The organism is Ruegeria halocynthiae (assembly GCF_900106805.1).
Classification (GTDB): Bacteria; Pseudomonadota; Alphaproteobacteria; order Rhodobacterales; family Rhodobacteraceae; genus Ruegeria; species Ruegeria halocynthiae.
In genome coordinates this window covers 47,790-73,091 of record NZ_FNNP01000011.1, presented here as the reverse complement: position 1 = coordinate 73,091, position 25,302 = coordinate 47,790, and the positions used below count along the sequence as shown (strand labels likewise).

20 protein-coding genes and 6 pseudogenes are annotated in these 25,302 nt (G+C 53.2%); 15 read left to right on the top strand and 11 right to left on the bottom strand.

Features of this window, described 5'->3' with window-relative positions:
• Window positions 1-75: 75 nt before the first annotated feature.
• On the bottom strand, window positions 76-1,017 hold the full coding sequence (locus BLU89_RS18640) for a LysR family transcriptional regulator (RefSeq protein ID WP_143030617.1): 942 nt from the start codon (window positions 1,015-1,017) through the stop codon (window positions 76-78).
• 134 nt (window positions 1,018-1,151) lie between these two features.
• On the opposite strand from BLU89_RS18640, the gene BLU89_RS18635 reads away from it, so the two are divergent.
• From BLU89_RS18635 to BLU89_RS18620, 4 genes are read left to right on the top strand one after another with little or no spacing between them, the layout of a single operon-like run.
• Window positions 1,152-2,291, top strand: a complete 1,140-nt coding sequence (locus BLU89_RS18635; RefSeq protein ID WP_074738838.1) for an aminotransferase class I/II-fold pyridoxal phosphate-dependent enzyme — start codon at window positions 1,152-1,154, stop codon at window positions 2,289-2,291.
• A gap of 2 nt (window positions 2,292-2,293) precedes the next feature.
• Window positions 2,294-2,902, top strand: a complete 609-nt coding sequence (locus tag BLU89_RS18630; protein ID WP_074738918.1) for a helix-turn-helix transcriptional regulator — start codon at window positions 2,294-2,296, stop codon at window positions 2,900-2,902.
• Entirely contained in the window at window positions 2,899-4,053 is a 1,155-nt protein-coding gene (argE, locus tag BLU89_RS18625; RefSeq protein WP_074738836.1) for an acetylornithine deacetylase, read from the top strand. Before BLU89_RS18630 ends, argE begins: the two co-directional genes overlap by 4 nt.
• Window positions 4,054-4,063: 10 nt before the next feature.
• Window positions 4,064-5,014 carry an ornithine cyclodeaminase family protein gene (locus BLU89_RS18620; protein ID WP_074738834.1) on the top strand — a complete coding sequence of 317 codons (951 nt, stop codon included), beginning with the start codon at window positions 4,064-4,066 and terminating at the stop codon, window positions 5,012-5,014.
• Window positions 5,015-5,066: 52 nt separating this feature from the next.
• Here the strand turns inward: BLU89_RS18620 and BLU89_RS18615 are convergent, their stop codons facing one another.
• Complete coding sequence (locus tag BLU89_RS18615; RefSeq protein ID WP_083347804.1) at window positions 5,067-5,852, bottom strand: SMP-30/gluconolactonase/LRE family protein; 786 nt, start codon at window positions 5,850-5,852, stop codon at window positions 5,067-5,069.
• Between the two features lie 24 nt (window positions 5,853-5,876).
• Window positions 5,877-6,116: a hypothetical protein gene (locus BLU89_RS21385; protein WP_143030616.1), complete on the bottom strand. Its 240-nt coding sequence runs from the start codon at window positions 6,114-6,116 to the stop codon at window positions 5,877-5,879.
• Between the two features lie 322 nt (window positions 6,117-6,438).
• Here BLU89_RS21385 and BLU89_RS18610 point away from each other — a divergent pair.
• Window positions 6,439-7,814: pseudogene (locus tag BLU89_RS18610) on the top strand (M20/M25/M40 family metallo-hydrolase).
• 231 nt (window positions 7,815-8,045) lie between these two features.
• Here the strand turns inward: BLU89_RS18610 and BLU89_RS18605 are convergent.
• Both BLU89_RS18605 and BLU89_RS18600 read right to left on the bottom strand, forming a co-directional pair.
• Window positions 8,046-9,524, bottom strand: coding sequence for a pyridoxal phosphate-dependent decarboxylase family protein (locus BLU89_RS18605; protein ID WP_074738830.1), 1,479 nt, complete (start codon window positions 9,522-9,524; stop codon window positions 8,046-8,048).
• Window positions 9,524-10,570 carry a PLP-dependent cysteine synthase family protein gene (locus BLU89_RS18600; protein WP_245709792.1) on the bottom strand — a complete coding sequence of 349 codons (1,047 nt, stop codon included), beginning with the start codon at window positions 10,568-10,570 and terminating at the stop codon, window positions 9,524-9,526. The genes BLU89_RS18605 and BLU89_RS18600 overlap by 1 nt, the downstream gene beginning before the upstream one ends.
• 131 nt (window positions 10,571-10,701) lie before the next feature.
• Between BLU89_RS18600 and BLU89_RS18595 the strand changes: the two genes are divergently transcribed.
• On the top strand, window positions 10,702-11,817 hold the full coding sequence (locus BLU89_RS18595; RefSeq protein ID WP_074738826.1) for a winged helix-turn-helix domain-containing protein: 1,116 nt from the start codon (window positions 10,702-10,704) through the stop codon (window positions 11,815-11,817).
• Here the strand turns inward: BLU89_RS18595 and BLU89_RS21785 are convergent.
• A pseudogene (locus BLU89_RS21785) lies at window positions 11,795-12,121 on the bottom strand (IS6 family transposase); the annotation flags it as partial. The gene BLU89_RS18595 and the pseudogene BLU89_RS21785 sit on opposite strands and share 23 nt — an antisense overlap.
• A gap of 361 nt (window positions 12,122-12,482) precedes the next feature.
• Between BLU89_RS21785 and BLU89_RS21780 the strand changes: the two are divergent.
• Window positions 12,483-12,635, top strand: a pseudogene (locus BLU89_RS21780) (IS6 family transposase); the annotation flags it as partial.
• 68 nt (window positions 12,636-12,703) lie between these two features.
• Window positions 12,704-13,005, top strand: a pseudogene (locus tag BLU89_RS21775) (hypothetical protein); the annotation flags it as partial.
• Window positions 13,006-13,042: 37 nt separating this feature from the next.
• On the opposite strand, the gene BLU89_RS18580 reads toward BLU89_RS21775, so the two are convergent.
• A complete protein-coding gene (locus BLU89_RS18580) occupies window positions 13,043-13,852 on the bottom strand; it encodes a helix-turn-helix domain-containing protein (protein WP_176797725.1) in 810 nt (269 codons plus the stop codon).
• A gap of 172 nt (window positions 13,853-14,024) precedes the next feature.
• Here BLU89_RS18580 and BLU89_RS18575 point away from each other — a divergent pair, with 172 nt between their 5' ends.
• The 6 genes from BLU89_RS18575 to BLU89_RS18550 all read left to right on the top strand — a co-directional run bounded on the left by BLU89_RS18575 (window position 14,025) and on the right by BLU89_RS18550 (window position 19,169).
• A complete protein-coding gene (locus BLU89_RS18575) occupies window positions 14,025-15,278 on the top strand; it encodes a cysteine desulfurase-like protein (RefSeq protein ID WP_074738820.1) in 1,254 nt (417 codons plus the stop codon).
• 32 nt (window positions 15,279-15,310) lie between these two features.
• Entirely contained in the window at window positions 15,311-16,126 is an 816-nt protein-coding gene (locus tag BLU89_RS18570) for a transporter substrate-binding domain-containing protein (protein ID WP_245709791.1), read from the top strand.
• 99 nt (window positions 16,127-16,225) lie between these two features.
• The gene (locus BLU89_RS18565; protein WP_074738818.1) at window positions 16,226-16,921 is read left to right on the top strand and encodes an ABC transporter permease; all 696 of its coding nucleotides are present in this window, start codon (window positions 16,226-16,228) and stop codon (window positions 16,919-16,921) included.
• Window positions 16,918-17,613, top strand: a complete 696-nt coding sequence (locus BLU89_RS18560; protein ID WP_074738816.1) for an ABC transporter permease — start codon at window positions 16,918-16,920, stop codon at window positions 17,611-17,613. The genes BLU89_RS18565 and BLU89_RS18560 overlap by 4 nt, the downstream gene beginning before the upstream one ends.
• Before the next feature lies 1 nt (window position 17,614).
• Window positions 17,615-18,367: an amino acid ABC transporter ATP-binding protein gene (locus tag BLU89_RS18555; RefSeq protein WP_074738814.1), complete on the top strand. Its 753-nt coding sequence runs from the start codon at window positions 17,615-17,617 to the stop codon at window positions 18,365-18,367.
• 13 nt (window positions 18,368-18,380) lie between these two features.
• Window positions 18,381-19,169, top strand: coding sequence for an inositol monophosphatase family protein (locus BLU89_RS18550; RefSeq protein ID WP_074738812.1), 789 nt, complete (start codon window positions 18,381-18,383; stop codon window positions 19,167-19,169).
• A gap of 96 nt (window positions 19,170-19,265) precedes the next feature.
• Here BLU89_RS18550 and BLU89_RS21990 read toward each other — a convergent pair.
• Window positions 19,266-19,448, bottom strand: a pseudogene (locus tag BLU89_RS21990) (hypothetical protein); the annotation flags it as partial.
• Between BLU89_RS21990 and BLU89_RS21770 the strand changes: the two are divergent.
• Window positions 19,401-19,649, top strand: a pseudogene (locus BLU89_RS21770) (hypothetical protein); the annotation flags it as partial. The pseudogenes BLU89_RS21990 and BLU89_RS21770 sit on opposite strands and share 48 nt — an antisense overlap.
• A 187-nt stretch (window positions 19,650-19,836) precedes the next feature.
• Here the strand turns inward: BLU89_RS21770 and BLU89_RS18540 are convergent.
• From BLU89_RS18540 to BLU89_RS18525, 3 genes are all read right to left on the bottom strand, one after another.
• The gene (locus BLU89_RS18540; RefSeq protein WP_074738810.1) at window positions 19,837-22,479 is read right to left on the bottom strand and encodes an AsmA family protein; all 2,643 of its coding nucleotides are present in this window, start codon (window positions 22,477-22,479) and stop codon (window positions 19,837-19,839) included.
• 1,095 nt (window positions 22,480-23,574) lie between these two features.
• Window positions 23,575-23,868, bottom strand: coding sequence for a DUF4126 domain-containing protein (locus BLU89_RS18530; protein WP_074738808.1), 294 nt, complete (start codon window positions 23,866-23,868; stop codon window positions 23,575-23,577).
• Between the two features lie 142 nt (window positions 23,869-24,010).
• Entirely contained in the window at window positions 24,011-25,018 is a 1,008-nt protein-coding gene (locus BLU89_RS18525) for a helix-turn-helix domain-containing protein (protein ID WP_281241189.1), read from the bottom strand.
• Window positions 25,019-25,302: the final 284 nt, after the last annotated feature.

The window sequence follows — 25,302 nt, the reverse complement described above, 5'->3', positions numbered from 1 at the left end:
TTGCAAATTGATCGACTTTTAGTCAGCCCAAAACCCAGAGATTCTAAAGTGTACTATTGTCTGCCAGAAGTGAACTCACCCTTTGACCTGTATCACTTCCAGAGCCTTGAGAAATTTCTCTGCGCGGCGATCCTGGCTTTGGCGGCGGAAGGCAACTTTAATGTCGGTACTGTATGCATAAGACTCTGGATCCAGAGCCCAGATTTCCTTGTTTTCGATCCATCTTTCGCATGCATGACGCGGAAGGTACCCAAGGTACTTGCCACTCAGAACCATGCCGAGCATGGCTTCAACCGTTGAAGCCGTTGTGGTTTCCGTTGGTGAGGCCGACGGCGCGTTTTGTTTGGCATCATCGTACTTTCGCGCCGCATATTCTGAGCCCGCCACGATTTGTGCCAGTTTATCACTGTCCTCTACACCAAATGCAGGATGACCCCGACCGCAGCAGAGCAGTTGTTTTTCACGGTAAACCAAAGCAGAATCCAGCGCGTTGGAAATCTCCAGGAAAGGCCCGATCGCCAGGTTCAATTCGTTATTCAACAAAGCGCGCTCCATTCTGGGCGCGGGCAGGATGGAGATGTGTAGGTCGATATCCGGGAAACTGGAGATAAAGGACTGCATAACCTTGTAAATAGGACATCTCAGATTGGTGAGGATTCCGTCATCCATTGCAATCAGGAATTGACCGCGCATATCTCCCTTGAACGCATCAAGCGATGTTTCAAACCGACTCAGCGCAGAGTTGAGGTGCGACAATTGAGAATAAACAAGGTGCCCTCCCTCAGTGACCTGAAATCCGCTTCGTCCCCGCTCGCAGAGACGAAACCCCAAACGGGTTTCCAGATTCGAGATTGCGGTACTGATCGCCGAAAGGCTCATGTTGAGGTCATATTGAGCACTCGACAAGCCACCCGCTTCGACAACTTTGGCAAAGACATGAAACATCTTCAGGTCAACATCTTGAAATCGTGTGTGATCATTGGGGCTATTATTCATCTTTTCCCGTTTCAAGCTCACAGCCAGTCACTCATCTTTGGTAAACACGTCCGATACTGATGTGATGGCAACGTGGTTGACCATTGATTTAGACTGAACTATCCAAATTATACGATCACGTCAATTTACTGCCTCGTCCGCCAAAAGGATTCCCCATGACACATGCCGCTTTTTCCCCGTTTCAGGTCGAGCAATTCCTGTCCGAACTGGAACATGGTGTCGTCTACAACTTTTCAGAAAGTGGCGTGCATCCTATGTCGCTACAGGGACTGGTTGATCTGGCTGATATCGACATGTCCGGTTTGATGCAGACCATGCTCGATTACCCGCAGGTCAACGGAAAACAATCGCTTCGCGAGACAATTTCGGGGTTGTATCCGGGTTCCGCACCCGACGGGGTGATGATCACCGTTGGCGCGACCGAAGCGAATTCGCTGGTAGCCAACACGTTGCTGCAGCCCGGCGACAACGTGGTTTGTTTTCGCCCGACCTATGAACAGATTTCCGGGAACGCGTTGAATCGCGGCAACGAGGTCCGCTGGGTCGATCTGATCGAAGCCGACAGCTGGGCCATCGATCATGACGCATTAAGCAAGGCAGTGGATGACAAGACCCGCATCATCCATGTGGTCAATCCAAATAATCCGACAGGGCAAGTGATCTCGGATAATGATCGCGCCGCAATCATTGCCGCTGCCGAACACGTAGGGGCATGGATAGTCGCCGATGAAGTTTATGCCGGAACCGAGCGCGAAGGCGACGCTGAAACCCCGTCTTTCTGGGGCAGCTATGACAAGGTTCTGATCGTGAACTCGATGTCCAAGGCATATGGCTTGCCCGGTCTGCGACTGGGTTGGCTGGTCGGCCCAGACGAAATCATCACCGAGTGCTGGCGGAGGCATGAATACGCATCGATCGCTGCTTCAATGCTGTCGATGGAACTCGCCGATATCGCGTTGGCAGAGCCTACACGCTCGAGGCTCAAAGCGCGGGCGCGCCAGTTGATCCGAACAGGATTTGACGTTCTCGCTCAAGAATTGTCACATTATCAAGGCGTCTACAGCGTCGTACCTCCAAAAGCCTCAGCGATGTCGTTTGTGCGTTTTAACCTCCCGATTACATCAGAAGAATTGGCTTCGCGTTTATTGATGGAAAAGGATGTTCTCGTGATCCCTGGATCACGGTTCAGCGTCGAAGGCCATTTCCGCGTCAGCTCAGCTTTGCCCGAAGATCATCTGCGCAAAGGCCTGACACTGTTAAATGATCTGACCGGTGATATTCTGGCAGGGCGCTGATGATGTCTGACATTCGATCCAATGCGACGGCACTGGCACGGGCAATACCGATGCTTTTTGGCAGGCGCGCCGAGGTTGTGTTGCACGATCTGGAAACCGAGACCATTGCCTATATCGAAAACCCGTTTTCCAAGCGCAAGCCCGATGATCCGTCGAACATGCAAGAGATCGACTTTCGCCCGGGCGACACCGTGATCGGGCCTTATGAAAAGATGAATTGGGATGGCAGCATCCTCAGGTCGATCAGCGTGGTTTTACGCGATGAGGCTGGAGCAGCGCAATTTGTCCTGTGCATTAATCACGACCTAACCGACCTGCATCAACTCAGCCAGTTGGTGCATAATCTGCAACCGGCACAGATGGCCTCAACCCAGCCGGACTCACTGTTTCGCAATGACTGGCACGAACGCCTGAATGTCTTTGTTAGTGGCTGGTGCACGCAGCGCGACTTGCGCATTGACGCGCTGGACCGCGAAGCTCGGCGCGATCTGGTCAGTGCTTTGCAGGTTTCAAACGCTCTGGCCGAACGCAATGCCGCCGCCTATGTGGCCCGATTGTTAGGGGTAAGCCGCGCGACTATCTATAACGATCTCAAGACGCTTGTCGAATGACTAACGATCTGAGACCCGTTCTGGACATTCTGAACCGCCTGATTGCGTTTCCCACGGTCTCGGATCAGTCAAACGCGGAGCTGGTAGGATTTATTGCCGCCTATCTCGACCAGCTTGGGGTCCACGCACAGATCGTACCCAATGCATCAGGTGAAAAACTGGGGCTGATTGCGCAGATCGGGCCGTCAGTGGAAGGCGGAGTGCTGTTGTCGGGCCACACGGACGTTGTGACGGTCGAAGGTCAGGCCTGGACGTCCGATCCCTGGGTGCTGACGCATCGTGAAGGCAAGTTCTATGGGCGCGGCACCTGCGACATGAAAGGATTTCTGGCACTTGCACTCGCAGCGGTGCCCCAAATGCTGGCCGCACCGCTGACCCGCCCGGTACAACTGGCCTTTTCCTATGATGAGGAAATCGGTTGCCTTGGGACGCAGCCAATCCTTGCAGCCTTAGATGCGCACCAACCGCGTGCCTCGGCCGTGATTGTAGGAGAACCCAGCCTGATGACATTGGTCACGGGGCATAAAGGCGGTCTGGGCTTAAAGACACGGATCATGGGAAAAGCCGCGCATTCCTCGCGCCCTGATATCGGCGTTTCCGCGATCGAAGCCGCAGCGCGTCTGATCCAGTGGCACCAGAAGGAAACCGTGCAATCTCAAAGCCAGACGACCGACAATGGTTTCACCCCACCCTATTCGACCGCCGGAGTTGGTACAATTCACGGCGGTATTGCTCTAAACACGATCCCCGAAAATTGCGTATTGGAAAGCGATATCCGCTTTGTGCCGCCTGATACTGCCGAGGATTGGATCGCGCGTTACAGACGTGAGGTCAAAATAGTTGAGGCGACAATGATCGAGCGTCACGCGGGTGCTTCGATCACAGTAGACGTACCTGAGAATATTCCCGCCCTGCGCCCTGATCCGAATGGCGTTGCCGCACAGTTGGTGCGCAGGATCACTGAGGATAATGACGACCAGATGGTGTCGTACCAGACCGAAGCCGGGCACTTTCAGGCTGCAGGGTATTCAACCGTGATCTGCGGCCCCGGCAGTATCGAACAGGCCCACGGACAGGACGAGTTCATCTCTGCCGCGCAATTGCGGCATGGTCAGGCGTTTATGAAATCCCTGATCCAGACCCTTTGTTGAAGGAACGCTCATGTCAGAAACCCCCATCATCCTGAATGCCGATCAGATTGCTCAACTGATCCCGCGCATCGATCTGGCCAACGAACTGCGCGCCATGTTTGCGGAGCTTGGCCGCAAAAAGGCGGTGCAGCCAGCGCAGACATTGACTCCATTTCCCGAAAATCGCGGCGATTACATCACCTATCTTGCGGCTCAGGAGCAGGCAGGTGTGTTCGGGGCCAAGTTGTCGCCCTATCTGGTGACCGAAGGCAAACCGATAATCACTGCTTGGACTGTGTTGATGTCAATGGAAACCGGCTTGCCCTTGCTGCTGTGCGATTCTGGTAAACTCACCACAGAGCGCACCGCCGGCACAACGGCACTGGCGGTTGATTTCCTAGCAAAAAAAGACGCTCGCAAACTGGCGATCATCGGTAGCGGAGCGGTTGCCCAGGCGCATTACCGTCATGTTAAGCGTTTGCGTGACTGGACCACATTGCAGGTCTTTTCACCTTGTCTTGACGCAAACGCGGATCGGCAGGTCGCATGGCGCGCATTGGCACCCGAGGTACAATTTTGCGCCAGCGCGGAAGAAGCCGCCGCTTGCGCTGATGTCGTGATGCTGTGCACATCCTCCGGGACGCCTGTCCTGAATGCGGCGGGAGTTGAACCTGGTGCGCTGGTTACATCGATCAGCACGAATGTCGCGCACGCGCACGAAGTCGGACCCGCGTGGCTGGTTCAGGCGCAGGTCTACTGCGATTACCGCGCTACGACGCCGTCCTCTGCAGGCGAAATGGTGCTGGCGGAGCAGAATCACGGCTGGGACCCTACAAAAATAAAGGGCGATCTGGCGGAACTAGCGACCCAAAACTGCCCCCTGCCCGAGAGGAGCCAACCGGTTTTTTTCCGATCTATCGGGCTGGGCCTTGAAGACATCGCCGCGGCCAATGCTGTCTTACGGTTGGTTCGCGGGGCATAATCCTGACCCGGATGCGCGCTTAAGATGTACGCATCCGGGCCAGGTCTGACTATTACTTCAGACGAATCCGATACAAGTCTGCACCACCGGTCATGTAAAGGTAGTGATGACCGTCGGGGTCACTTACAAATGCAGTGTTGGTTGGCCAGACCTCGCCGGTCGGGAAACGACCGATCCGCTGACCATTGGGCGCGTAGACGTAGATGCCGGGTTCATCGACCCCAAAAAGCGCGACGTAAAGGTTGCCTTCAGCGTCCACATTCAACCCATCCGGACCTAGAGTGTTCACGTCTGTATAATCGACCAGAACCTTGCGCGGGCCAAAACTGCCATCCGCGTTCACGGGGTATTCGAGAACAGCAATAAGCCCCGCATGAACCGGTTGGTCTTTCACATGCCGACTGTAATCCGTTGAACTATTGTCATTCGCCGCAGCCACATACAGCTTGCTTCCATCGGAGGAGAACACAAGACCGTTCGGCTTGACTGCATCCGCCACGGCCAGTGTGACGTCGCCGTTCTCCTCGATGCGGTAAAGGCCCTGGATTGGTTGTTCAATGGATTCATGGCCGCTATAGCGCGGATCAGTGAAATACATCAGCCCATCCGGCCCGATCGTCAGATCGTTCGGTGAATCAAGCCGCCGACCCTGATAGCTGTGCGCCAGCACATGGGATCGGCCTGTTTTAGCATCGATGCGCGAAACCCGGCGACCGCCAAAGTCGGCACCCTGCGCGACAAAAAGATCTCGGTTCTCGCCCATGATCAGACCGTTCGACTGACCACTGGGCGAGCGGAAAACCGAAACGGTGCCCTCTGCGGCATCGTATTTGAAGATGGTTCCTTCCTGATGACCTGATTTCTAACAATCCGCCGTTGATGCGATGTCGCTGAAAAAAACGTTCCCATCTGCATCATGTGCAATGCCCTCAGTAAAACACTGCGCGGAATGAATATGTTCCCATTTAGCACCATCGTCGACTATCTGATCCAGACCTTCCGGAGGGGGAAGGTCGGAGGCTTGAGCCATTGAAGCGACGCTGAAGGTAGCCGCAATCGCTAATAATCTACTGGTTGAAACGGTTTTCGATCCTCTGGTCATGTAAGTTGCCTCCAATTGAAATAGTTGGTGAACTGTAATCAACTGCTCCTAAACACTATTCCCTGCCAGCTCAGATGCAGACATCCGGGTTGATCGCGTTTCGCTGGACTGATCACAGCCACCTGCGATCCTTTGCGCTAAGAAATGCTTGGTAAATCCGGATCTGGGCAAGTTTACTTTCGGTCTAAAAAAGTAAGCTTAACTAGAACCGGATGTGCCGATGAAACACGCGAGTTATTGTGAGCATGAGGCGAAATTAATAGTGCCTGCGCCTTTTTCCGGTCCTTGATCAGCCGTGGGAAAAACAACTGAGATGTTAACAATGCAAATCGATCCGGTACTCGCCCGCGCAGATGAACAGTTGTCAAATGCGCTTGACCGTCTGCAAAATTTTCTGCGGATACCCTCTATCTCCACCGACCCGAAATACACGATGGAATGTGAACGTGCCGCAGGCTGGCTTGCCAGAGAACTGGAGAGTCTTGGAGTAGACGTGCAGACGTTTGAAACGGATTTACACCCAATCATTGTAGGCAAAATTGAAGGAGACGGCCCGCATCTTCTGTTTTACGGACATTATGATGTCCAGCCTGTCGATCCGGTTGATTTGTGGCACCATGATCCCTTCGATCCGATTATCGAAGACACCGATAATGGTCAGGTCGTGCGAGCGCGCGGCGCGTCAGATGACAAAGGGCAGCTGATGACGTTCGTTGAAGCCTGCCGTGCTTACATAGACACATTTGGGAGCCTGCCCTGCCGGGTTACTTTTTTGTTTGAAGGCGAAGAAGAGATCGGCTCTCCGTCACTCCTTCCATTTCTGAGGGCACATTCAAAGCTCTTGCTAGCCGACATCGCAGCCATTTGCGATACAGCCATGATCGCGGATGATGTACCATCTATCGTATCACAGCTTCGCGGAATACTTGAAGAAGAGTTCACTCTTCATGGTCCATCAATTGATCTTCACTCCGGCGATTATGGAGGACCTGCCGTCAATCCGTTAAAGGAGCTCGGACGCGTTATCGCGAGTTTTCACAATGACGAGGGCACGGTCCTTGTCGATGGCTTTTACGATGATGTGCCCGATGTTTCACCGGATCTCCTGGCGAATTGGGACAATTGCGGATTCGACGAAGACTCCTACCTCCAGAAAATTGGGTTGACTGTTGCAAGTGGCGAGCGTGGGCGCTCATCCTTGGAACAGCAATGGGCACTCCCAACACTGGAGATCAACGGCATCTGGGGTGGTTACCAAGGTCCCGGTTCAAAAACAGTTATACCCGCTGAAGCCCATTGCAAACTAACGTTCCGACTGGTCGGAAAGACGGACCCGGAAAAATTCGGTACGCTATCCGCAAGCACGTCGAAGATCATGCTTCGACTGATATCCGTGTGTCATGGGAACCGGCCGTTGCGGGTGCACCTGCAACCGTTATGAACACAGATAGTTTGGCCTTTCGCAGGGCTCAGGTAGCGCTTCGCGACGAATGGGAAAGAGATGTTGTATTTGTCGGATTGGGTGGGTCACTTCCAGTCGCTGGCTACTTTCAGGACGTATTGGAGCTGGACACGATGCTAATCGGCTTTGCAAAAGAAAATGACGCCATACACAGCCCAAATGAGAAGTATGATGTCGAGAGCTTCCGCAAAGGGATCAGGAGCTGGATTCGGATCCTGGGTGCTCTCGCTCCGTAACCCGGCTTCTCGCAGCTGGTTATCGCACTCCGCGGCCCAGCCGCCATTTATCGAATAAGGTTGAGTTTGAATCTCGACTTTGCGCGGCTTTCCTTGAGCAGGTGTCGGTTAAAATACCTGCTGCAGATGCCGAAGCTGCCAACGATTCCCAAGGTCAACAATATAAAATAGAAGGCCAGGATCGGATAAGAGCATCACATGAAGCGTAGTATGCTCGCACAACCAATACCTTCAGTATGGCTCGTAACCGGGTAAAGTCGATCTGCATGTCGGGATCAATTCCTCTATTTGCTCCACAAGTATGTCAAGATCACGCCGTTGCGTTCGGTGATTGGAAATGGCGCAGCGCAGCGCATAGGTCGACCCAACTCTCGTGTCAGAGAGCGCCGCAACCCCATCTTCCTGCAGTCGCAGCATGACTTCTCGGTTGAGGGCTTCTAGATTGGAGTCCGTCATATTGGGCAGGTAAATGCGAAAGCACACGATGTCCAGCATAGGATTGGCCAATAGTTCGATATCCGGTGCCATTCGGATGCGATCCGCCAGATACTCTGCTTGGTTGATGTTCTGGTCGATCAGCCGGCCAAATTTTTCGACACCATGTTCCTTCAGGCTCATCCAAACCTTAAGCGCCCGGAACCCGCGCGATGTCTGAATGCCAAAATCATGTAGCCAATCGGCAGCGGCGACGCCACGTGGTTCCTTCTCCAGGTATGACTGACTAAGCGCGAAAGTATCGACATGTTGCGATCTGTCTTTGACCACGCAACAGCCAACTTCAAACGGTGCATGCAGCCATTTATGTGGATCCAGCGCAACAGAGTCAGCTTTGTCCAGACCGTTTAGCTTATCTCCGTTTTTAGGAGCGATAGCGGCTAGTGCTCCGATGCAACCGTCCACGTGAAGCCATAGTCCTTCGCGCTGGGACACATCTGCGAGTGCGTACAAATCGTCAATTGCGCCGGTGTTGATAGTTCCAGCTGTTGCGATAATGGCGACTGGTTGGATGCCATGCGCGCGGTCTTCGGCAATCTGTGCACGCAAGGCTGTAACGTCCATCGTATAGTCTGATCGGGACGGCAGGCACCGCAGGGATTTTGATCCTAGGCCCAGCACTTCCATTGCAGTCAGATGGCAGCCATGAACCTGATCGGACGCATAAAACGCCAGCTTGGCACCGGCGACCCCATGTTCCCTGATGGTTTGCTGACCGAGCGCTGTGTTGCGCGCAACCGTGAGGCCTATCAGATTGGCTACGGAGCCACCACTGGTCAAGGTTCCACTAGCGCCAGCCGGGAACCCGACCATGGTCTTAAGCCAGTCCACCACCTGTTGGTCCATAAGAGCTGCGGCGTGATTTCCACCGCCGAGGTTTGACCCCAGAATAGCGGCTAAAAAGTCACCGAGAGCGCCAGTGAAATTGCTGGCACCCATGTACCACATCCAAAACCTGGGGTGGATGTTACCCATTGGATAGGGCAGCAGGTTGGCTCTGATCTCATCAAAAACCTCATCAAGTGGCATTCCCGATCTCGGTAACGCTTCCTTGTACGTCTCGCGCACGCTGTCTGGCATGTTTTGCCAAACAGGAGAATCGCGCACATTGGAAAGCCGGGACACGGCTTCATCCACCATGCGGTACGCCGTGGCGCGCATGGCTTCCCAGTCTTCCGGGTCGAGTGATTCTTCCTGTTGCAGCATTTGGTCCATTACTCGCCCGCCATTTGCGCACTTGGGGTAGACAGGGAAATTGCGCGTTCTTCGTCGGTCATCTCGGCCTCGATATCGTCAAACAGAGGGGTCGAAAGATAGCGTTCAGCCGTATCTGGCAACATCGCCAAAATAACGGATCCTTCCGGTGCGGTCTTAGCAACTTGCAATGCTGCCAAAACTGTGCCGCCGCCTGACACCCCCGTCAGAATGCCCTCTTTCTGTGCAAGTTGCAGTGCCATATTGATCGCGCCAGGACCAGCAACAGGCATCAGTTCGTCAAATGATCCATTATCCAAAGCTTCTTGCAACACAGCCGGGATAAAGTCAGGTGACCAACCTTGAAACGGGTGTGGTTGCCAAGCCGAATGACCGGCGACAGGGCTGCCATCAGAATTGCGATCCTGCGCAATCCCACTTCCTACGAGCCCTGCATTCTCGGGTTCGCTCAGGATAATCCGGGTATCGGGCGACTCGCGGCGCAGCACGCGCGCAACTCCGGTCAATGTGCCTCCTGTGCCAAATCCCGTTACAAAATGCGTCAGTCGCTTATCCTTAAAATCTGCGACAATTTCAGGGCCTGTTGTCATTTCATGAACTTTGGCATTCGCTTCTGTTTCAAATTGACGGGCAAGAAACCAACCGTTGGCCTCGGCCAGCTCTACCGCCTTGTTGTACATTCCCATCGCCTTTTCGGCCCGCGGTGTCAGCACCACTTTCGCACCCAACACCCGCATGAGGCGCCGCCGCTCGACGGAAAAACTGTCTGCCATTACGATCACCAATGGATAGCCCTTTGCAGCACATACCATCGCCAGACCAATTCCGGTGTTGCCGCTCGTTGCCTCAACAACCGTTTGGCCCGGTTTTAGTGCACCGCTATTCTCAGCCTCTTCGATAATGCTAAGCGCTAACCTGTCCTTGACAGACGCTGCGGGGTTGAAAAACTCGGCTTTGACAAAAAGCTCTACGTGATTGGGTGCCAAATTGTTAATCCGGACCACCGGCGTTTGTCCGATTGTCTTGTTGATATCTGCGTAAATCACTTTCCTAGCCCCTCTTAGAATGGATGACGTTCTGCGCTAATGTACTGAATTTGCCCCATGGTTCGCGCACAAGCTTGCAGACAGTTTGTAGAAATGGTGTAGAATTCCGCGACTTCTGATAGATTTCTTCCATGAAATTCTGTTTTGGCAATTTCGAGCTGGACCACACTGCTGCTGAATTGCGGCTCTCGGACGGTCAAGGCGTTCATCTTGAACGGCAGGTTTTCCTGTTGCTGAGCTTATTGGTCCAAAACGGCTCGCGCGTGACGACATTGGACGAAATTGTCACCAAAATCTGGAATGACGCACCAATTTCAGACGCCGCTATTGCAAGCCGTGTCCGATCTGCCCGTGCTGCTTTGGGGGATAACGGGAAAACGCAAAGCATCATCCGCACGATCAGGGGACAGGGCTTTCGGTTCGAATTGCCGGTGACCAGAAAAGCCGACGGAAGCATCGCAGAGACGCTGATCATCAATGAAGGGGTCGCTCCATCCATCGCCGTGTTACCGTTTCAGGCCTTTGGAGAAACAGAACAGGCAGGGGTGATCGCTCCGGCCCTTGCACATGAATTAATTGTGTCGTTGTCGCTCACAAAGTGGGTGACGGTCATTGCGCGCGCCTCAAGTTTCCAACTCGGTAGTGTTGCAAACGCGCAAAGTGTGAGCGAGCAGTTAGATGTAAGATATGTGCTGTCGGGTAGCGTCGAGATTAACGGACCCAATTTGACCGTGTCGCCAGTGCTTTCTGCTGCGGATTCCGGACAAGTGATCTGGGCTGATCGCTACAATGGCCTGATTGATGACATCTTTTCTATTAAGGCAGATGTCACCAATTCTGTAGTCGCAGCGGTCGAAGTCCATGTTCCCCGCCATCAGGCGGCCGAGGCCCGACGGCGGGATATTGAATCCCTCGACGCCTGGAGCTTTTTCCACCTTGGATTAAACCACATTTATCGTTTTACCGAAGAAGACAACGCTTTGTCTGCCAGATATTTCAAAGAAGCCCTTGCCCGTGCGCCCAATTTTGCACGTGCCCATGCCGGGCTTTCTTTCGTTTCTTTTCAGAAGGCGTTTACCGGTTTCGGCGCTGATCGCGGTGTTGCCGCTCGGGATGCGCTGTCTGCTGCTGAACGGGCAATGGAACAAGCCCCCGACGATCCGTTTTCCAATTTTGTGCTTGGACGGAGCTATTGGATCCAACAAGATCTGGATACCGCTGCGCATTCCGCCGTTCAGACACCATAAAATCAAGAGTATTTCCTGCTTTGTCGACGGCTCGATACAGGTACATCCATTTGCCGCGCACACCCAGATAGGTTTCGTCCATACGCAATGAATTCAGCGTTAGGCGCTTCTTCGAATGGGCGCGTGCTGCGACCATCGGTGAATATTTCACCACCCATGTGTTCAAGGTGGTGTGGTCAACCCGCACACCACGTTCGGTCATGATCTCTTCCAAATCGCGATAGGACACCGTATACCGCAGATAGAAGAACACTGCGTACAAAACCGCATCCTTGGGGAAGTGACAGCCTGTCAAAGCGAACATGCAAATACCTGTTTGTGATCGATCCAAAGAAAACAAACGCGGGAACCAGTGTTCTCGTCAAACTAAGCCCAAAGTTTGCGACACAAACAATCTCGATTGCCAAATCGGAGTAACGTGCCTGGCCGCCGCGTGTCTTGCGAACTGGCGGTGTCCAGTTCTGTACCACATAATCAGAAATCCAGATCGCCACATCACCTCGGCGCCGGAGGCTTTCGTTGTATTCTGAACAGTTCGTGACCCGGTACTTAGCCTTGGGAAACTTGTCGCGACGGGCATCATTGAATTTGTGGGGCATCGACCCTCGCTCAAGTCCAAAAAAACGCTGGGAATACGTTGAGCGCCCGACCCGTGCAACACAGTCATCAAGAGGCACACTTGGCCCACACTGGGGTTCAAGGTCTTCGCCTCAACATCCACAACGTTAGCAGGCATCGAGGTTGCGCATATGATCCGCAAGGAGCAATTCACACCCCTACTCTGTCCATTTCAGCAGTTCGCCGTACTGGCTGCTTAACCAGTTAACCCGGCGTGATCTCTTCGGTCAGCAAAAAGTTTCGCAACAAACCCATCGTTGATGATTAAGGCCTGCAAGAAAACGCCCGTGTGATGGGCGCGCGATTGATCCTTGGGTTGAAGATGCTGGAGCAGAAGTATGGCTGCGTCGGCGACGTGCGCAGCATGGGGATGTATGTGTGGCTGCAAATGATCAATGCGGATGGGTCCGAGGCCACCGAGATTCGCGCCTATGTGAAAAACCGTATGCGCGACAATCGCATGTAATAGGCAGTGGAGAAGCCAAAGATAACATTCTGAAAATTCGGCCACTTCTGACCATCGGGTCTGAGCGTGTGGATATGATCACAACCATTCTGGATCAGGTGTAGGGTGAGATCGAGCGGTCACAAGCCAGAGCGAACCCCGTTATCGCAGATGTAACAGAAACAGGCTGAACAACTCGGCCTGAGACGAAATCTGCAACTTGCTGTAAATATTGCGTCGATGGGTTTTGACCGTCGACAATGAGACACAAAGCTTCAACGCAATCGAATTGCTGTTGTGACCGACAAGGATCAGTTGAACAACTTCGCGTTCGCGGTCGGTCAACGTGTCGCTGCCAAAGTCCTGAAACCGCTCTTCCTGCCCCGGGCGCGCATGATGCTCAAAGCTTTGGGAATTAATCTCAAACTGCTTGTTCATGACTGCATTGAGTATCGGAAAGCAGGCCTGCAATCGCGTTTCATGTTCTTTATGGTGTGTACCGTCCATCTCGGTCAGGAAAGTGAAGTCGATCGCTGTCCCGTTGGGAAGATTGATCAGAACAATGAATTCCGTCATATTTTTGGGCCAGCCAGGGGTGCGATACCCAATAGTTTCGCTGTCTTCGATATGGATCTCAAAATCGGCAGACCGGATAATGTCGTCATAGCCCTCCGGGATGAAATCCGAGATTAGAAAAACACCAGAACTGGCCCCAAGTTGAAAGGCGCGGTAAGTGGGGTTGATGACATAGGTAAAGTTCAGATAATTCTCAAAGCCTCGTTTGTACGCAACTTCTCGCGGGTGGTTGCTCAGGGCGACGGGGCCTTTGTCTTTGTAGTACTGGAAGATATGAATCCATTTGAATGGCAATGCTTCGCCCAGCACATCCGCCAAGCCGTCAAAAAACCTGTCCGAGCCAATAAGCGAAATCATTGATGCAAACAGCGCGCCTTCGATTTGGGGCGTGCGCAATGGTGATGAGGAATCTTTCGGCATACAAAACCATAGCTTTGCAGGGGTTTGAATTACAAGAATATTGCGGGGCCGCGTCATCCTTTGGGATGATGGACCGTTTTGAGAGTTTGCCTGTACCGTCGAATCTATTGCCAGAACCGATCTGGCCGTGGGATTTTAGGACAACTGCATGACATTTCCGATCTCAGACGTGCGGGCACAATTCCCGGCTCTTGCGATACGCGACAATGGCCAGAGCCGCATTTACGTGGACAATCCTGCGGGAACGCAGGTGCCAGCCTCGGTTGCTGAGGCGGTATCTCAGTACATGCTGTCATCATCAGCCAATGCCGGGGGGCATTTTAGCACGAGTGTTGAAACGGACCGCATTACACTGAAGGCCCATGATGATGCGGCGTTGTTTCTGGGCGCAACCTCAGGCCGGGAAGTGGTCATTGGTCAAAGCATGACTGCGCTTACGTTTCACATGTCACGCAGCATTTGCCGGAGTTTTCAGCCGGGTGATGAAATCATCATTACCCGGATGGAACATGAAGGAAATGTGGGGCCTTGGCTGACGATTGCCGAAGATATGGGGCTGGTGGTGCGCTGGCTCGATTTCGATCGCGAAACATGGGTTGTAGAACCCGAAGACCTGAGCGCGCTGCTGACCGATAAGACGCGACTGCTGGCGCTGAACTATGCAAGCAACCTGACCGGGTCAATCAATGATGTTGCGACCCTTTCTGCCATGGCTAAAGACGCAGGCGCGCTTGTGTTCGTGGACGCCGTGCAACTGGCGCCGCATCATCTGGTCGATGTGCGCGCACTTGGCTGCGACTTTCTGGCCTGCTCGGCCTACAAGTTCTTCGGCCCCCATCTGGGATTGCTTTGGGGGCGCGAAGATGTCCTGCGGGAGCTGTATCCCTACAAGGGGCGCTGCGTGTCGGATGATACACCGGATCGATTTGAACTGGGCACTCCGCAGTTTGAATTGCTGGCAGGTTTGTCCGCAACGATCGCCTATTTTGAGGATTTAGGCCGGATGGGTACCGCGTCGGAGGATCGCCGCACACGGATTGCGACCGCCTATCAGATGTCGCGGGATTATGAAGAACCCCTGACCAATACGCTGATCAGCGGGTTGGCCGAAATTCCCGGCGTTTCAATTTACGGAATTACGAATCCAAATCGCGTTAAACACAGGGTGCCAACTGTCTCGATCCGTCACACCAGTGTGAGACCAACCGACATCGCGCGTGCACTGGCTGAGGCAGGCATCCATGTCTGGCACGGCCACAACTATGCTTATGAACCGGCACGCGCGTTGGCCCTGCCGCTGGACGAGGGTGTCGTTCGCATCGGGCTGGCAAATTACAACACAAAGGAAGAGGTCGAGAGCATCATCGGAGCCGTTCTAAGGATTGTCACACAAACAAAATAGAGACTGAAAAGTCGATCAACCTGGAGGAAGACATGAATCTGAAAATGCTTAGAAACCTGGCCATCGGCCTGTTCGCGATGCTGACGCTTGGAACAGCGGGCGCCGCTTCTGCGGAAACGCTTCGCGTAGGAATGGAATGTACCTATGCGCCTTTCAACTACAAGACTGCCGACGGTGAGTTGGCTGGATACGATGTGGATGTCGCCAACGGAGTTGCCGAGATCATCGGTGCAGATTTGGAATTTGTCTGTCAGGAATGGGACGGCATGATCCCTGCCTTGTTGGCCAACAAATTTGATCTAATCATCGCATCCATGTCGATCACCGAAAAGCGCATGGAGAAGATCGACTTTTCCGGCCCCTACCGCTTCTCAACCGGTCAGATGCTTGGTCCGAAATCAAAGGAAATGAACCTGTTTGACGATGCGGGCAATCCTATTCCCGAGAACTTCGACGGCTTGCGTGTGGGTCTTGAGAGGGCCACCACCTATGCCAGTTGGTTTGAAGACATTCTGCCGGGTGCCGATGTGGTTTTGTATGACGGGTCCGAGCCCTTGTATCTGGACCTGCAAAACGGCCGTGTCGATCTGATCATGACCAACCCGATGAAGGCGCATCTGAAATTCCTGAGCAAGGAAGACGGTGCCGGATTTGAATTCAAAGGCCCGGTCGTTGACGAAGAAAAATACTTTGGCATCGGTGTGGGTATCGGAATGCGTCAGGGTGAAGATGAGCTGAAAGGCCGCCTGAACAATGCGCTCAAACAGCTGATCAACTCGGGTGAGCTGGAAAGCTACGCTTTGAAAATCTTCCCGTTCAAACTGCACAAGGATGAATGGGGGCAATAAGCCACTTCACCAAAACAGGCGGCGGGCGCGTTCACGTGTCCTGCCGCCCAGATTTGGGGCCGACAGAACGGCACCCGTTCATAAGGCAGGGGACAGGGCGTGGACGTATTAAGCGGCTGGTGGGATGATTATTTCTGGGGCGCAGTTGTCGTCGGACAAGTCTTCATCTGTTCGCTGGGCCTAATGATAATCTTTGGGCTGTTTGGGGCGATGGCCAAACTATCCAACAACCGCGTCGCCCAGAAAATCGCTGGTGCCTATACGGTTATCTTTCGCGGAACGCCCGAAATCCTTGTCATTCTGCTGCTATACTTCGGATCGGCCATCACGCTAACCGCAATTGCGCAAATATTTAGTCCCGAGATCAAATTTGTCGATGTACCACCATTCTGGGCGGGCACGATAGCGATCTCGATCATCGTGGGTTCCTATGCCACCGAAACCTTTCGTGGCGCGTTTTTAGGAGTGAATCCTGGCAGTATCGAAGCCGCCCGCGCGCTGGGGATGAGCGATCTGCAGACGTTCATTTACGTGCGTATCCCCGAGATGTGGCGGCTGGCGCTGCCCCCGTTTGGAAACCACATGTTGTCGCTGATCAAGGACACGGCTCTGATATCAATCATCGGGCTGAATGAAACAATGTTCGTGGCCAAGCAGGCGATCACGGTCACCGGCAAACCGTTTACGATGTATATCGTGGTGGGTGCCATCTATCTGGGCTTTTCCACGATCATCACCTTGGCTGTGATGGGAATAGAAAAATTTGGTGAGCGCACCACGGTAGGTGCAAAATGAGTTTCGATCTCAACCTTATTGCCGAAAGCCTGCCAATGATGCTGATGGGCATCGGGATCACGTTCAAGCTGCTCATCATTTCGGGTTTTTTAGGGCTGACACTGGCGATTTTCCTGCTGTTGATGCGAATAAGCGGCAGATGGTATCTGAGCTTTCCGGCGCAGGTTTATATTTACGTCTTCCGGGGCACACCCATTCTGGTTCAGATCTTCATCATCTACTATGGCCTGCCGCAGTTCGAAACGGTACGCGACAGCATCTTCTGGCCAATTCTGCGCGAACCCATGGGTTGTGCCATCCTGGCACTGACATTGAACACCGGGGCCTATGTTTCGGAAATTCTACGGGGCGGTGTGTTGGGCGTCAGTAAGGGCATTCTGGAGGCCGGATCAGCCCTGGGCATGTCCGTACGGCAGAAATTCATCTACCTCACTGCCCCGATCGCCGCGCGACTGGCGCTGCCGGCCTACAGCAATGATGTGATCAGCCTGCTGAAATCGACGGCACTGGCCAGTACAATCACCATTGCGGATATGACAGGCATCGCACGGACCATCGTGGCCGATACCTATGCGCCATACGAAATCTTTATATCGCTTGCGATCGTCTACATGATTTTCACGTTCGGAATTCAAAAGCTGTTTGGTGTGATCGAAAGATATCTCGGCCGATACACGCAGCGGGAGGGATGACATGAGCACATCAGACGCACAGCCTTTGATCCAGATGCAGGGGGTAAACAAATTCTTCGGGAGTTTCCAAGCCCTCAAGAACATCAACCTTGAGGTGCGCAAGGGCGAGCGCATCGTGGTGTGCGGGCCATCCGGGTCGGGTAAATCAACGATGATCCGGTGCATCAATCGACTGGAAGATCACAATGATGGCCATATCATCATTGATGGCAAGGAACTGACGGATCAGGTCAAGGACATCAATGCCGTGCGCCGCGAGGTCGGGATGGTATTCCAAAGCTTCAATCTGTTTCCGCATATGACAATCGTCAAGAACCTGATGCTGGCGCAACAGCTGGTGCGCAAAATTCCCAAGGCCGAGGCGCGCGAAACGGCGATGCACTATCTGAAACGGGTGAAGATCCCTGAACAAGCCGAAAAATACCCGATTGCGCTGTCAGGGGGACAACAGCAGCGGGTCGCCATTGCGCGTGCGCTATGTATGAAGCCCGAGATCATGCTGTTTGACGAACCCACGTCGGCGCTAGATCCGGAAATGATCAACGAGGTCCTTGAGGTGATGGTCGATCTGGCTAAGGAAGGCATGACCATGATCTGCGTGACCCATGAAATGGGGTTTGCCCGGTCGGTCGCGGATCGCATTATCTTCATGGATGAAGGTGAAATTGTAGAAGAAGCCGCACCTGCGCAATTCTTCGATAATCCCAAAAGTGAACGCACCAAGAAATTCCTCAGCCAGATACTTTCACACTAAAGGCCAAATGCAGATGACACAGGTCCTTCCTCCGCACGCAGAGTTTTTATCCTTCGCAGAGACACTGGCCGATGCCAGCCGTGCCATGTTGCTGAAGGCAGCGCAGGCATTGCCCGAAGTCACGATCAAGGCCGATGCGTCCTATGTGACGACAACCGACAAGGCGGTTGAGGAAAAACTGCGGGAGATGATCATTGCCCGTTATCCGGACCACGGAATTTTCGGCGAAGAGTTTGAGAACATCAACACGGACGCCGAATTTGTCTGGGTGCTGGACCCGATTGATGGGACAGCGGCCTTTGTTGCAGGAATACCCGTTTATGGCACGCTGATCGCGCTGGCATGGAGGGGCAAGCCGTTCATCGGTGTGATTGATCATCCATTGACCGATGACCGCTGGACCGGTGTCAATCACACCTGCGCATTTCTCAACGGAACGCCTGTCACAACGCGCCCCTGCGATACCCTCGGATCGGCTTACGTGACTTGCAGCAATTCCGATTTCATGAGGCCGGACCAATTGGCGCGGTTCACCCGTCTGCGCAAACAGGTGACGTATGTTCAATATGGCGGCTCTTGTTTCTCATACGGCGCACTGGCATCGGGGCGCAGCGATTTTGCGGTCGATGCCGGGCTGGATGCCTTCGATGTATATGCCTGCGCTGCGATCATTCAGGGTGCAGGTGGCATCGTTACTACATGGGATGGTTCGGAATTGTCGTTTGACATGGACGGCACTGTGTTGGCGGCTGGCGACAAATCCCGATTGCCCGATATCATCACAGCACTCAGCAAAAACTAACTCATATGACGGCATTGCCAACTTATTTGCACGCATCTGAATGGCATTATTGCAAAGTTTAGAGCAGACTGAACTGTCTTGGAGATTGCAACGAAACTAGGTAGCCATCTCAGCGAACTGTTTGAACGGACAGATTCCGGGCGTAATTTGAGCCTTTCGGATCATGTGGGACACTTTGATACCAGCAGTGTTGGCGCCGCTCTTATCAATGACGACCTTTCGAGGAAGGCCATTGGCTTCCAACACCCGGGCGAAGAACTTTGTGGCAGCCGGCTTGTTTATCCCAAGGATGTGATCCTCTTTGCTGTATTCTTCTACGTCCGATATGGCGTGTCGTACCGTGATCTTGAAGAAATCATGGGAGAGCGTGGCATTGCGGTAGAACACAAGACGCTGAAACATTGGGTGGTAAAATACGCGAGTGAAATCGCCGACGTAGCGCGCATGCATAAGGGACTATTTGACCGCTCCTGGCGGATAAGCCCTGGGTTCGGTATAAACTCTTCGGTCAGTCAGAAACTTCGCAACAGATCCCAGCTGTATTGGACTAGGTGAGACTGGTTCGAATTTGTCTGACAGCGCCGAGCCCAAAGCAGAAAACGTTTCCCGGAAGCATAGTCAGATTTCTTGAACTCTCGATTTGTTCTTGAACCGACTGCCCCCGCCACTACTGAAGTTGCAAAATATCCGGGACGCAAAGTTTTCTTTTTGCCGGCATTTTATCCGCACCATTTGATCGTTTCAGTCGTTTCGGACCGTCTTTGACCTTGATCTTTGGTTTGGTTAGCGGGCCCTTTAACGTCACTGGCCATGGGCTCTTCGAAAGAGGTTCGCCAATCTTGCGGGGCTGTAAGTTTAAGTCCAAAACCTTGCCTGCCACGTTAACCCCGCCAAAGACGACAACTTGGACATGATCTGTTTCCAATGTGGTTTGCTTCGTCGAAATACTTCCATTGGAGATGCTAATCGGCGCGCGCAAACATACGATTGGGGCAACCTTCTGTTTTTCCTTAGTAAACACCCAAGGAAGCACCCCCAGCCCCGCCAGATCTAAAAGCTGGGTCTCGATCGAGCCATCACGCATTGATACTGTGGCGTTGCCACTCATGGTGCTGGCAAAGTGCTTAGGTGAATCGGTTCCTCCGGTCACCGAAAAATCTGCATAGATCGTACCGCTTGCACCCTTTTTGAAGTTCAGAGTGTGAAGAATATCATCCAGTTGCCAGCCGCCCGCCTTGCCGGTCAACATTAGCAGATGCGCGTCATTCGAAAGATCCATCTGCCCGCTGACATCGAAATGAGCACCTCCATATTCGAACTCCAAAGGCCCGGCCTTAAGCTCATTTTTGTTGAGCGTAAGTTCGCTCTGTAAACTGCTGATGCCTTTGGCACCCTCTATTTGGCGAAGGTCGATATCGACATCCATATCCATACCGGACAAGAGAATGGAACGCCCGATAGGTTTAAGCGTCACATCTCTTAACGCACCTTGGTCGCCCTCGTCTTCTTGCTTAGATTCTTGCTCCTCCGGCTCTGAGCCGCCCAGCTTCCGCAACTGTGCGGCAGCCTGCACGATGGTTCGGATCTGATCTATCTTGATCAGGTCACTCTCTATGGAACCCTGCAAGACAGGGTCACTTGTTGCATCATCAAGATCGGCCACAATTTTCAGGACAGAGTCGGCAACCTCGACACTGGCAGTTGCGTTCCAATCGGCGCCTTCGCTCACAAGTCCTATTTCAAAGCGAACCTGCCCGGTTTCAACGGGTTCAAGTGATAGGGCATCTAATAGGTCCGCCCCGGATGGAACTTCGACATCAATTGCCAAATCCAAGTTTTCGAACTTGAGTACATTCTTGACAGTGCCGTGTACGTTGAGGTTCCAGACGTCCGTTTCGCTTGTCTGACCATCCAAATTCGTCAGCGACAGCTGATTGATATCGCCGTTCAAATGAAAGTCGCCGGAAAACCTGCCGAGTTGATCATCCGGCCCCAACAGTTCTGGTGAGATCAAACTGCTTGCTGGAACATCCATTAGACCTTCTGCTGATATTCCTTGTAACTGCAGCGCGTCATCGACCGAACCGTCCAAAATGATAAACGGATCAGCGGGGTTCCCAATTCTCAGATTAATGCTTCCAACCCGTAAGGCGCCTTCTGGTGTTCTGGAAAGCTCGGAGAACTTGATCGGAGGTGGACCCTCGCCAGACGTGTCCAATGTGAATCCGTTGGTCTTAATGACCATTTGCCGCTGCGGAATCTGCTCGGGCACGCTGTCGATAACCATATCGACTGCGATAAGTTTAAGATCATACCGCGATGCGGCTGGGGCTGGTTCAGCATCTTCAGGGTACAATCGAATACGGGTTGTCAGCGATACGTCTTCGGCGTTCCCCAACTCTCCGATTTGTCCGGTCAGCGCGAGGCTCTGCCCGCCATCCAATTCAGCCAATACACTTAGGTCATTAATCCGGGCAACGCCGTCGACCGTTTTGAACGTTGCGCCAATATTGCCTGAGCCTTCCAAAACGCGGTTAAGCTTCAGAATATCAAGCAGCTGGCCAAGTTCAGCTATCTCTATGGTCGTCTTCACTTGCAGCCCGCTCTCCTGCGGGACTTCCTTGGCAGCAATCGAAATCTGTTCAAATTTCACCGCCACTTGAAACGGGTCTTCCACGGGGAATGTCGCGTTCAGATCAAACTTCTGTCCGTTCAGTGAACCGGTCCCTATTGCGGTCGCAACGTCGGCTTCCTTGTCACGCGTCAGATGCAATTCAGGAACTTTCAGATCAAGCTCGAGTCCGTTTACGTCGCTCTGATAAAGAATGGTAATGTCGGTCAGGTCAATTTTGTGGTCAGTTAGAATGCCTGCCACAGACAGTTTTGGGGCTTTTTCAGGCTTCCCGGCTTCAACATCAGTTTGGGAACTGGACTGCCAGTTTCCAACGCCGTCTTTGCCTGTGATCAGGTTCAGGTGAACACCCGAGACAGAAAGGTTGCTCAGCGATAGTTTACTGTTCCAGAGGTCGCGCGCGGAAACTGCGAACTCAAGCTTGTCGATTGCCGCCAGGTTCACATCAGCATGCGGCAGACCGGGCAATACCAGCCCTGTCGCTGATACCTGCAGTTGCCGACCAAGGCCCAGACGTACTTCATCTTCTATTATAACGTCCTGACCAAGTTTCTTGGTGATCAGGTTTTCAACGAAAGCTGTCCTTACAGAAGAAAACAACGCAGAAGACAGTAATAGCCAAACCGCGAAAACCGCGACAGCACAACAAATCAATACACCTTTTGCTAGGTATCGCACGCTTTTCTCCTTAGATTCCGATTCAGCCGTCGAGCAGCCTAGACCATTTATTCATTATGTTAATGGAATATATGGTCCGTTAAATTCCTGAACTCCGAATGATCTTGATCGTACCGCTGATATCTCTCGATGATTTGGTCGAACGCCTAAGCCGTGTTGACAAAAGGGATTCACACCGTCTGCCGGGTATGTTTCATGCTGATATCTGCAATGCAGACTAGTTTGGCACTAGACCTCAGGTCGGACGAAGATTAGGTTCTCATTGAGAGTTTCATTCTATCCGTTCGCGCCCCAAAGCGACGTTAGTATACCGGCCACCGCCATGTTTTAGAAAGTATTTTCTGGATTGCGCGAACAGGAACCCCATGGCGGACCTGCCGGCAGAGTCTGACAAATAGTCAAGTGTCTACCGCCAGTTTCGGCGTTGGACTCTGGTAGCGTTATTGGGGGAGATCATAGAGGCGATGACCGAAGGCGAGACTGTGCCGTATGTGCTCCAGACGATCGGCGACTCTGAGGTTTGTGACCACAAGCGAGCTGCGGGCGCCAAAGGACAACTCCGCAACATCACTTCAGCCGTTCTCGCAGTGGCTTCACGACCAAAATCCACGTCCTCGTCAACGTGCACGGGTAGCTTATGAGGACAGAAATCCCCTCCAGGGCAGACATCGGATTATGTTGGTTTCGATCTGGTCACGGCGGAAAACCTGCTGCCCAGCCTCCGTGTTCCGGACCAGTTCGGATAAGAGTTTTGGGCATCAGGCCACCGGCTCGTCAATGTCATTCTGATGAGCAAGATTCAAGGTCAGCACCCGTCTCAGTTCGTTTGGGTTCTAGACAAAACCCGAGTCGAGATGGGCAAGATTGGAAGTGGCATTTGAAATGCGCTCGGTCAGGGCGCGCGTTGTGTTCAAGTACCCAAAACAAAGTTGCCACCCGGCTCGTTTCTCGAGCCGAATGGCAACCTATCAGAAACTGTGCGAGTTCTGTGCGGGATGGTCAGTCAAACTGCGTCTGGATGCTAACAGCGCATGCTGACCAGTCAGGTCTGTTCGGCTGTGTTTCTCCTATTTCTGTTTCGTTGGCGGTCGAGCTTTAGTCGTTCCAGTCTTTGTGTTCTTCCTTGAAGTCGTCGCGGCGCTCCTGAGCTTCGTCTTGCGCGTCTTCGAAGTTGTCCTTCTGGATCGCACCACCCACGGCGCCAACTGCGGCACCAGCGGCAGCGCCACCTACAATGTTTTCGCCAGCAATACCGGCTATCGTGGCACCGACAACTGCGCCCTTGATCGCTTTGTCGGTGACGTAGTCGGCCTGAGCCGTGGCTGCCATGGCGATTAGAAGTGCGCCGGAGATCGGGGCGATAAAGAGTTTCTTCTTCGAGGTCTTCATAGGGTTATCCTTGTTCTGGGTCAGCAACCACCGCGGCTGCTGTGTGCCAATGAACTAGGTGACCCGATGGCCTGCTTTCTTTTGGAGACGGGACAAGGTTTTGTGGATCTTGGACATCTTCTGCCCCCTGACGCTAAGCCCTTTAGCGGCCAGCTTTACGGAACCTGGCGGGCGTTTCGCATGTCCATCGCTTGAACGCCACCGAAAAGGCGGCCTGATCCGCAAACCCAAGCATGAAGGCAACACGGGCGACACCCTCACCACTACGAAGCATCCGCTTGGACAGGTCACATAACACCCCTTCCAAGAGCAACTTAAAGCTTGTTCCCTCGGCCGACAGGTGCCGGGTCATAGTGCGCCGCGTTAGTCCAAGCTCTCCGGCTATTTCGTCGCCGTTTGGTATCGGTCCGGGAAGACGCTCCCCAAGCATTTCCACAATGCGATCGGACAGACTGCGGACTGCATCAGGCTGCGCCTTCAGTTGTTCTTCCCCGTGCCTACGTAAATGCCTCAATAAGGTGGGGCCTGCCGTTGGTATCCGAAAACTCATGCCGTTTGAGGGCAGAGCCAAGGCGTATCCGGATTTAAAGCCTGAGACTTCACATGCTGCCAAATCGGCCAGAAGCCGGCAGTGCTCGGCATCGTCCGTTTCCAACTCGACAGAGATCGGTGCAAGCCCGCCAGAGGTTATTTGTTGAACTCGCTTATATAGACCGAATATCAGCATTTCACGGTGGCGAGGGTATTGATGCGCCGGGATAACACTGCTCTCCAGAGTGATCTTGGGCTCATCAGGTGCACCCACGACATCTAACCGCAGGTCAGGGTCCTGCATTGCATAGAAGCGCTGCGTGAGTACCAGCGCGTCTTCCACCGTTTCGGCTGCCCGTACGATGTAAGCCAAAAGTGTCCCGGGACCTTGCGCCGATAGCCCCACACGCGCCGCAAAGGTTTTATCTTCCAAAACCCGGCACGCAGTTTCAACCGCACCCGCCTCATGAAGCAACTCGACAGTGGCGTCGGGGCTTCCGCCGATATCAATGGGTACCCCCGCCATGTCTAGAACTTCAGGAAACGGAATGCGCGCGCCAGGTTCTTGCGAATAACGCAGCCCAACGTTTTGCAGTCTGTAAGCGCTGACCCGTGGCACTTTCGCTTCACCCCTGATCGTCACACACCGCCCTATAGTCACTGCAATTGTCCAAAAGCCAACAACAAATGTCCAAAAGCGTCAGGCGCCCTGGTCACGACAATTGGGTGTGCTTTGTGCCGCCAGCGATCTTAGATGTAACTCAGGTGCGTCACTTTGACATTGATGTGAGGCCCACCGGGAAGGTGGTCATTCACAGTCTGACATAGGGCTGCCCCGTGATAGGGGTCCATTGCGGCACGGGCGAAATCTTACTGCAAGAGCTTTCAACTAAGCCCCCGTTA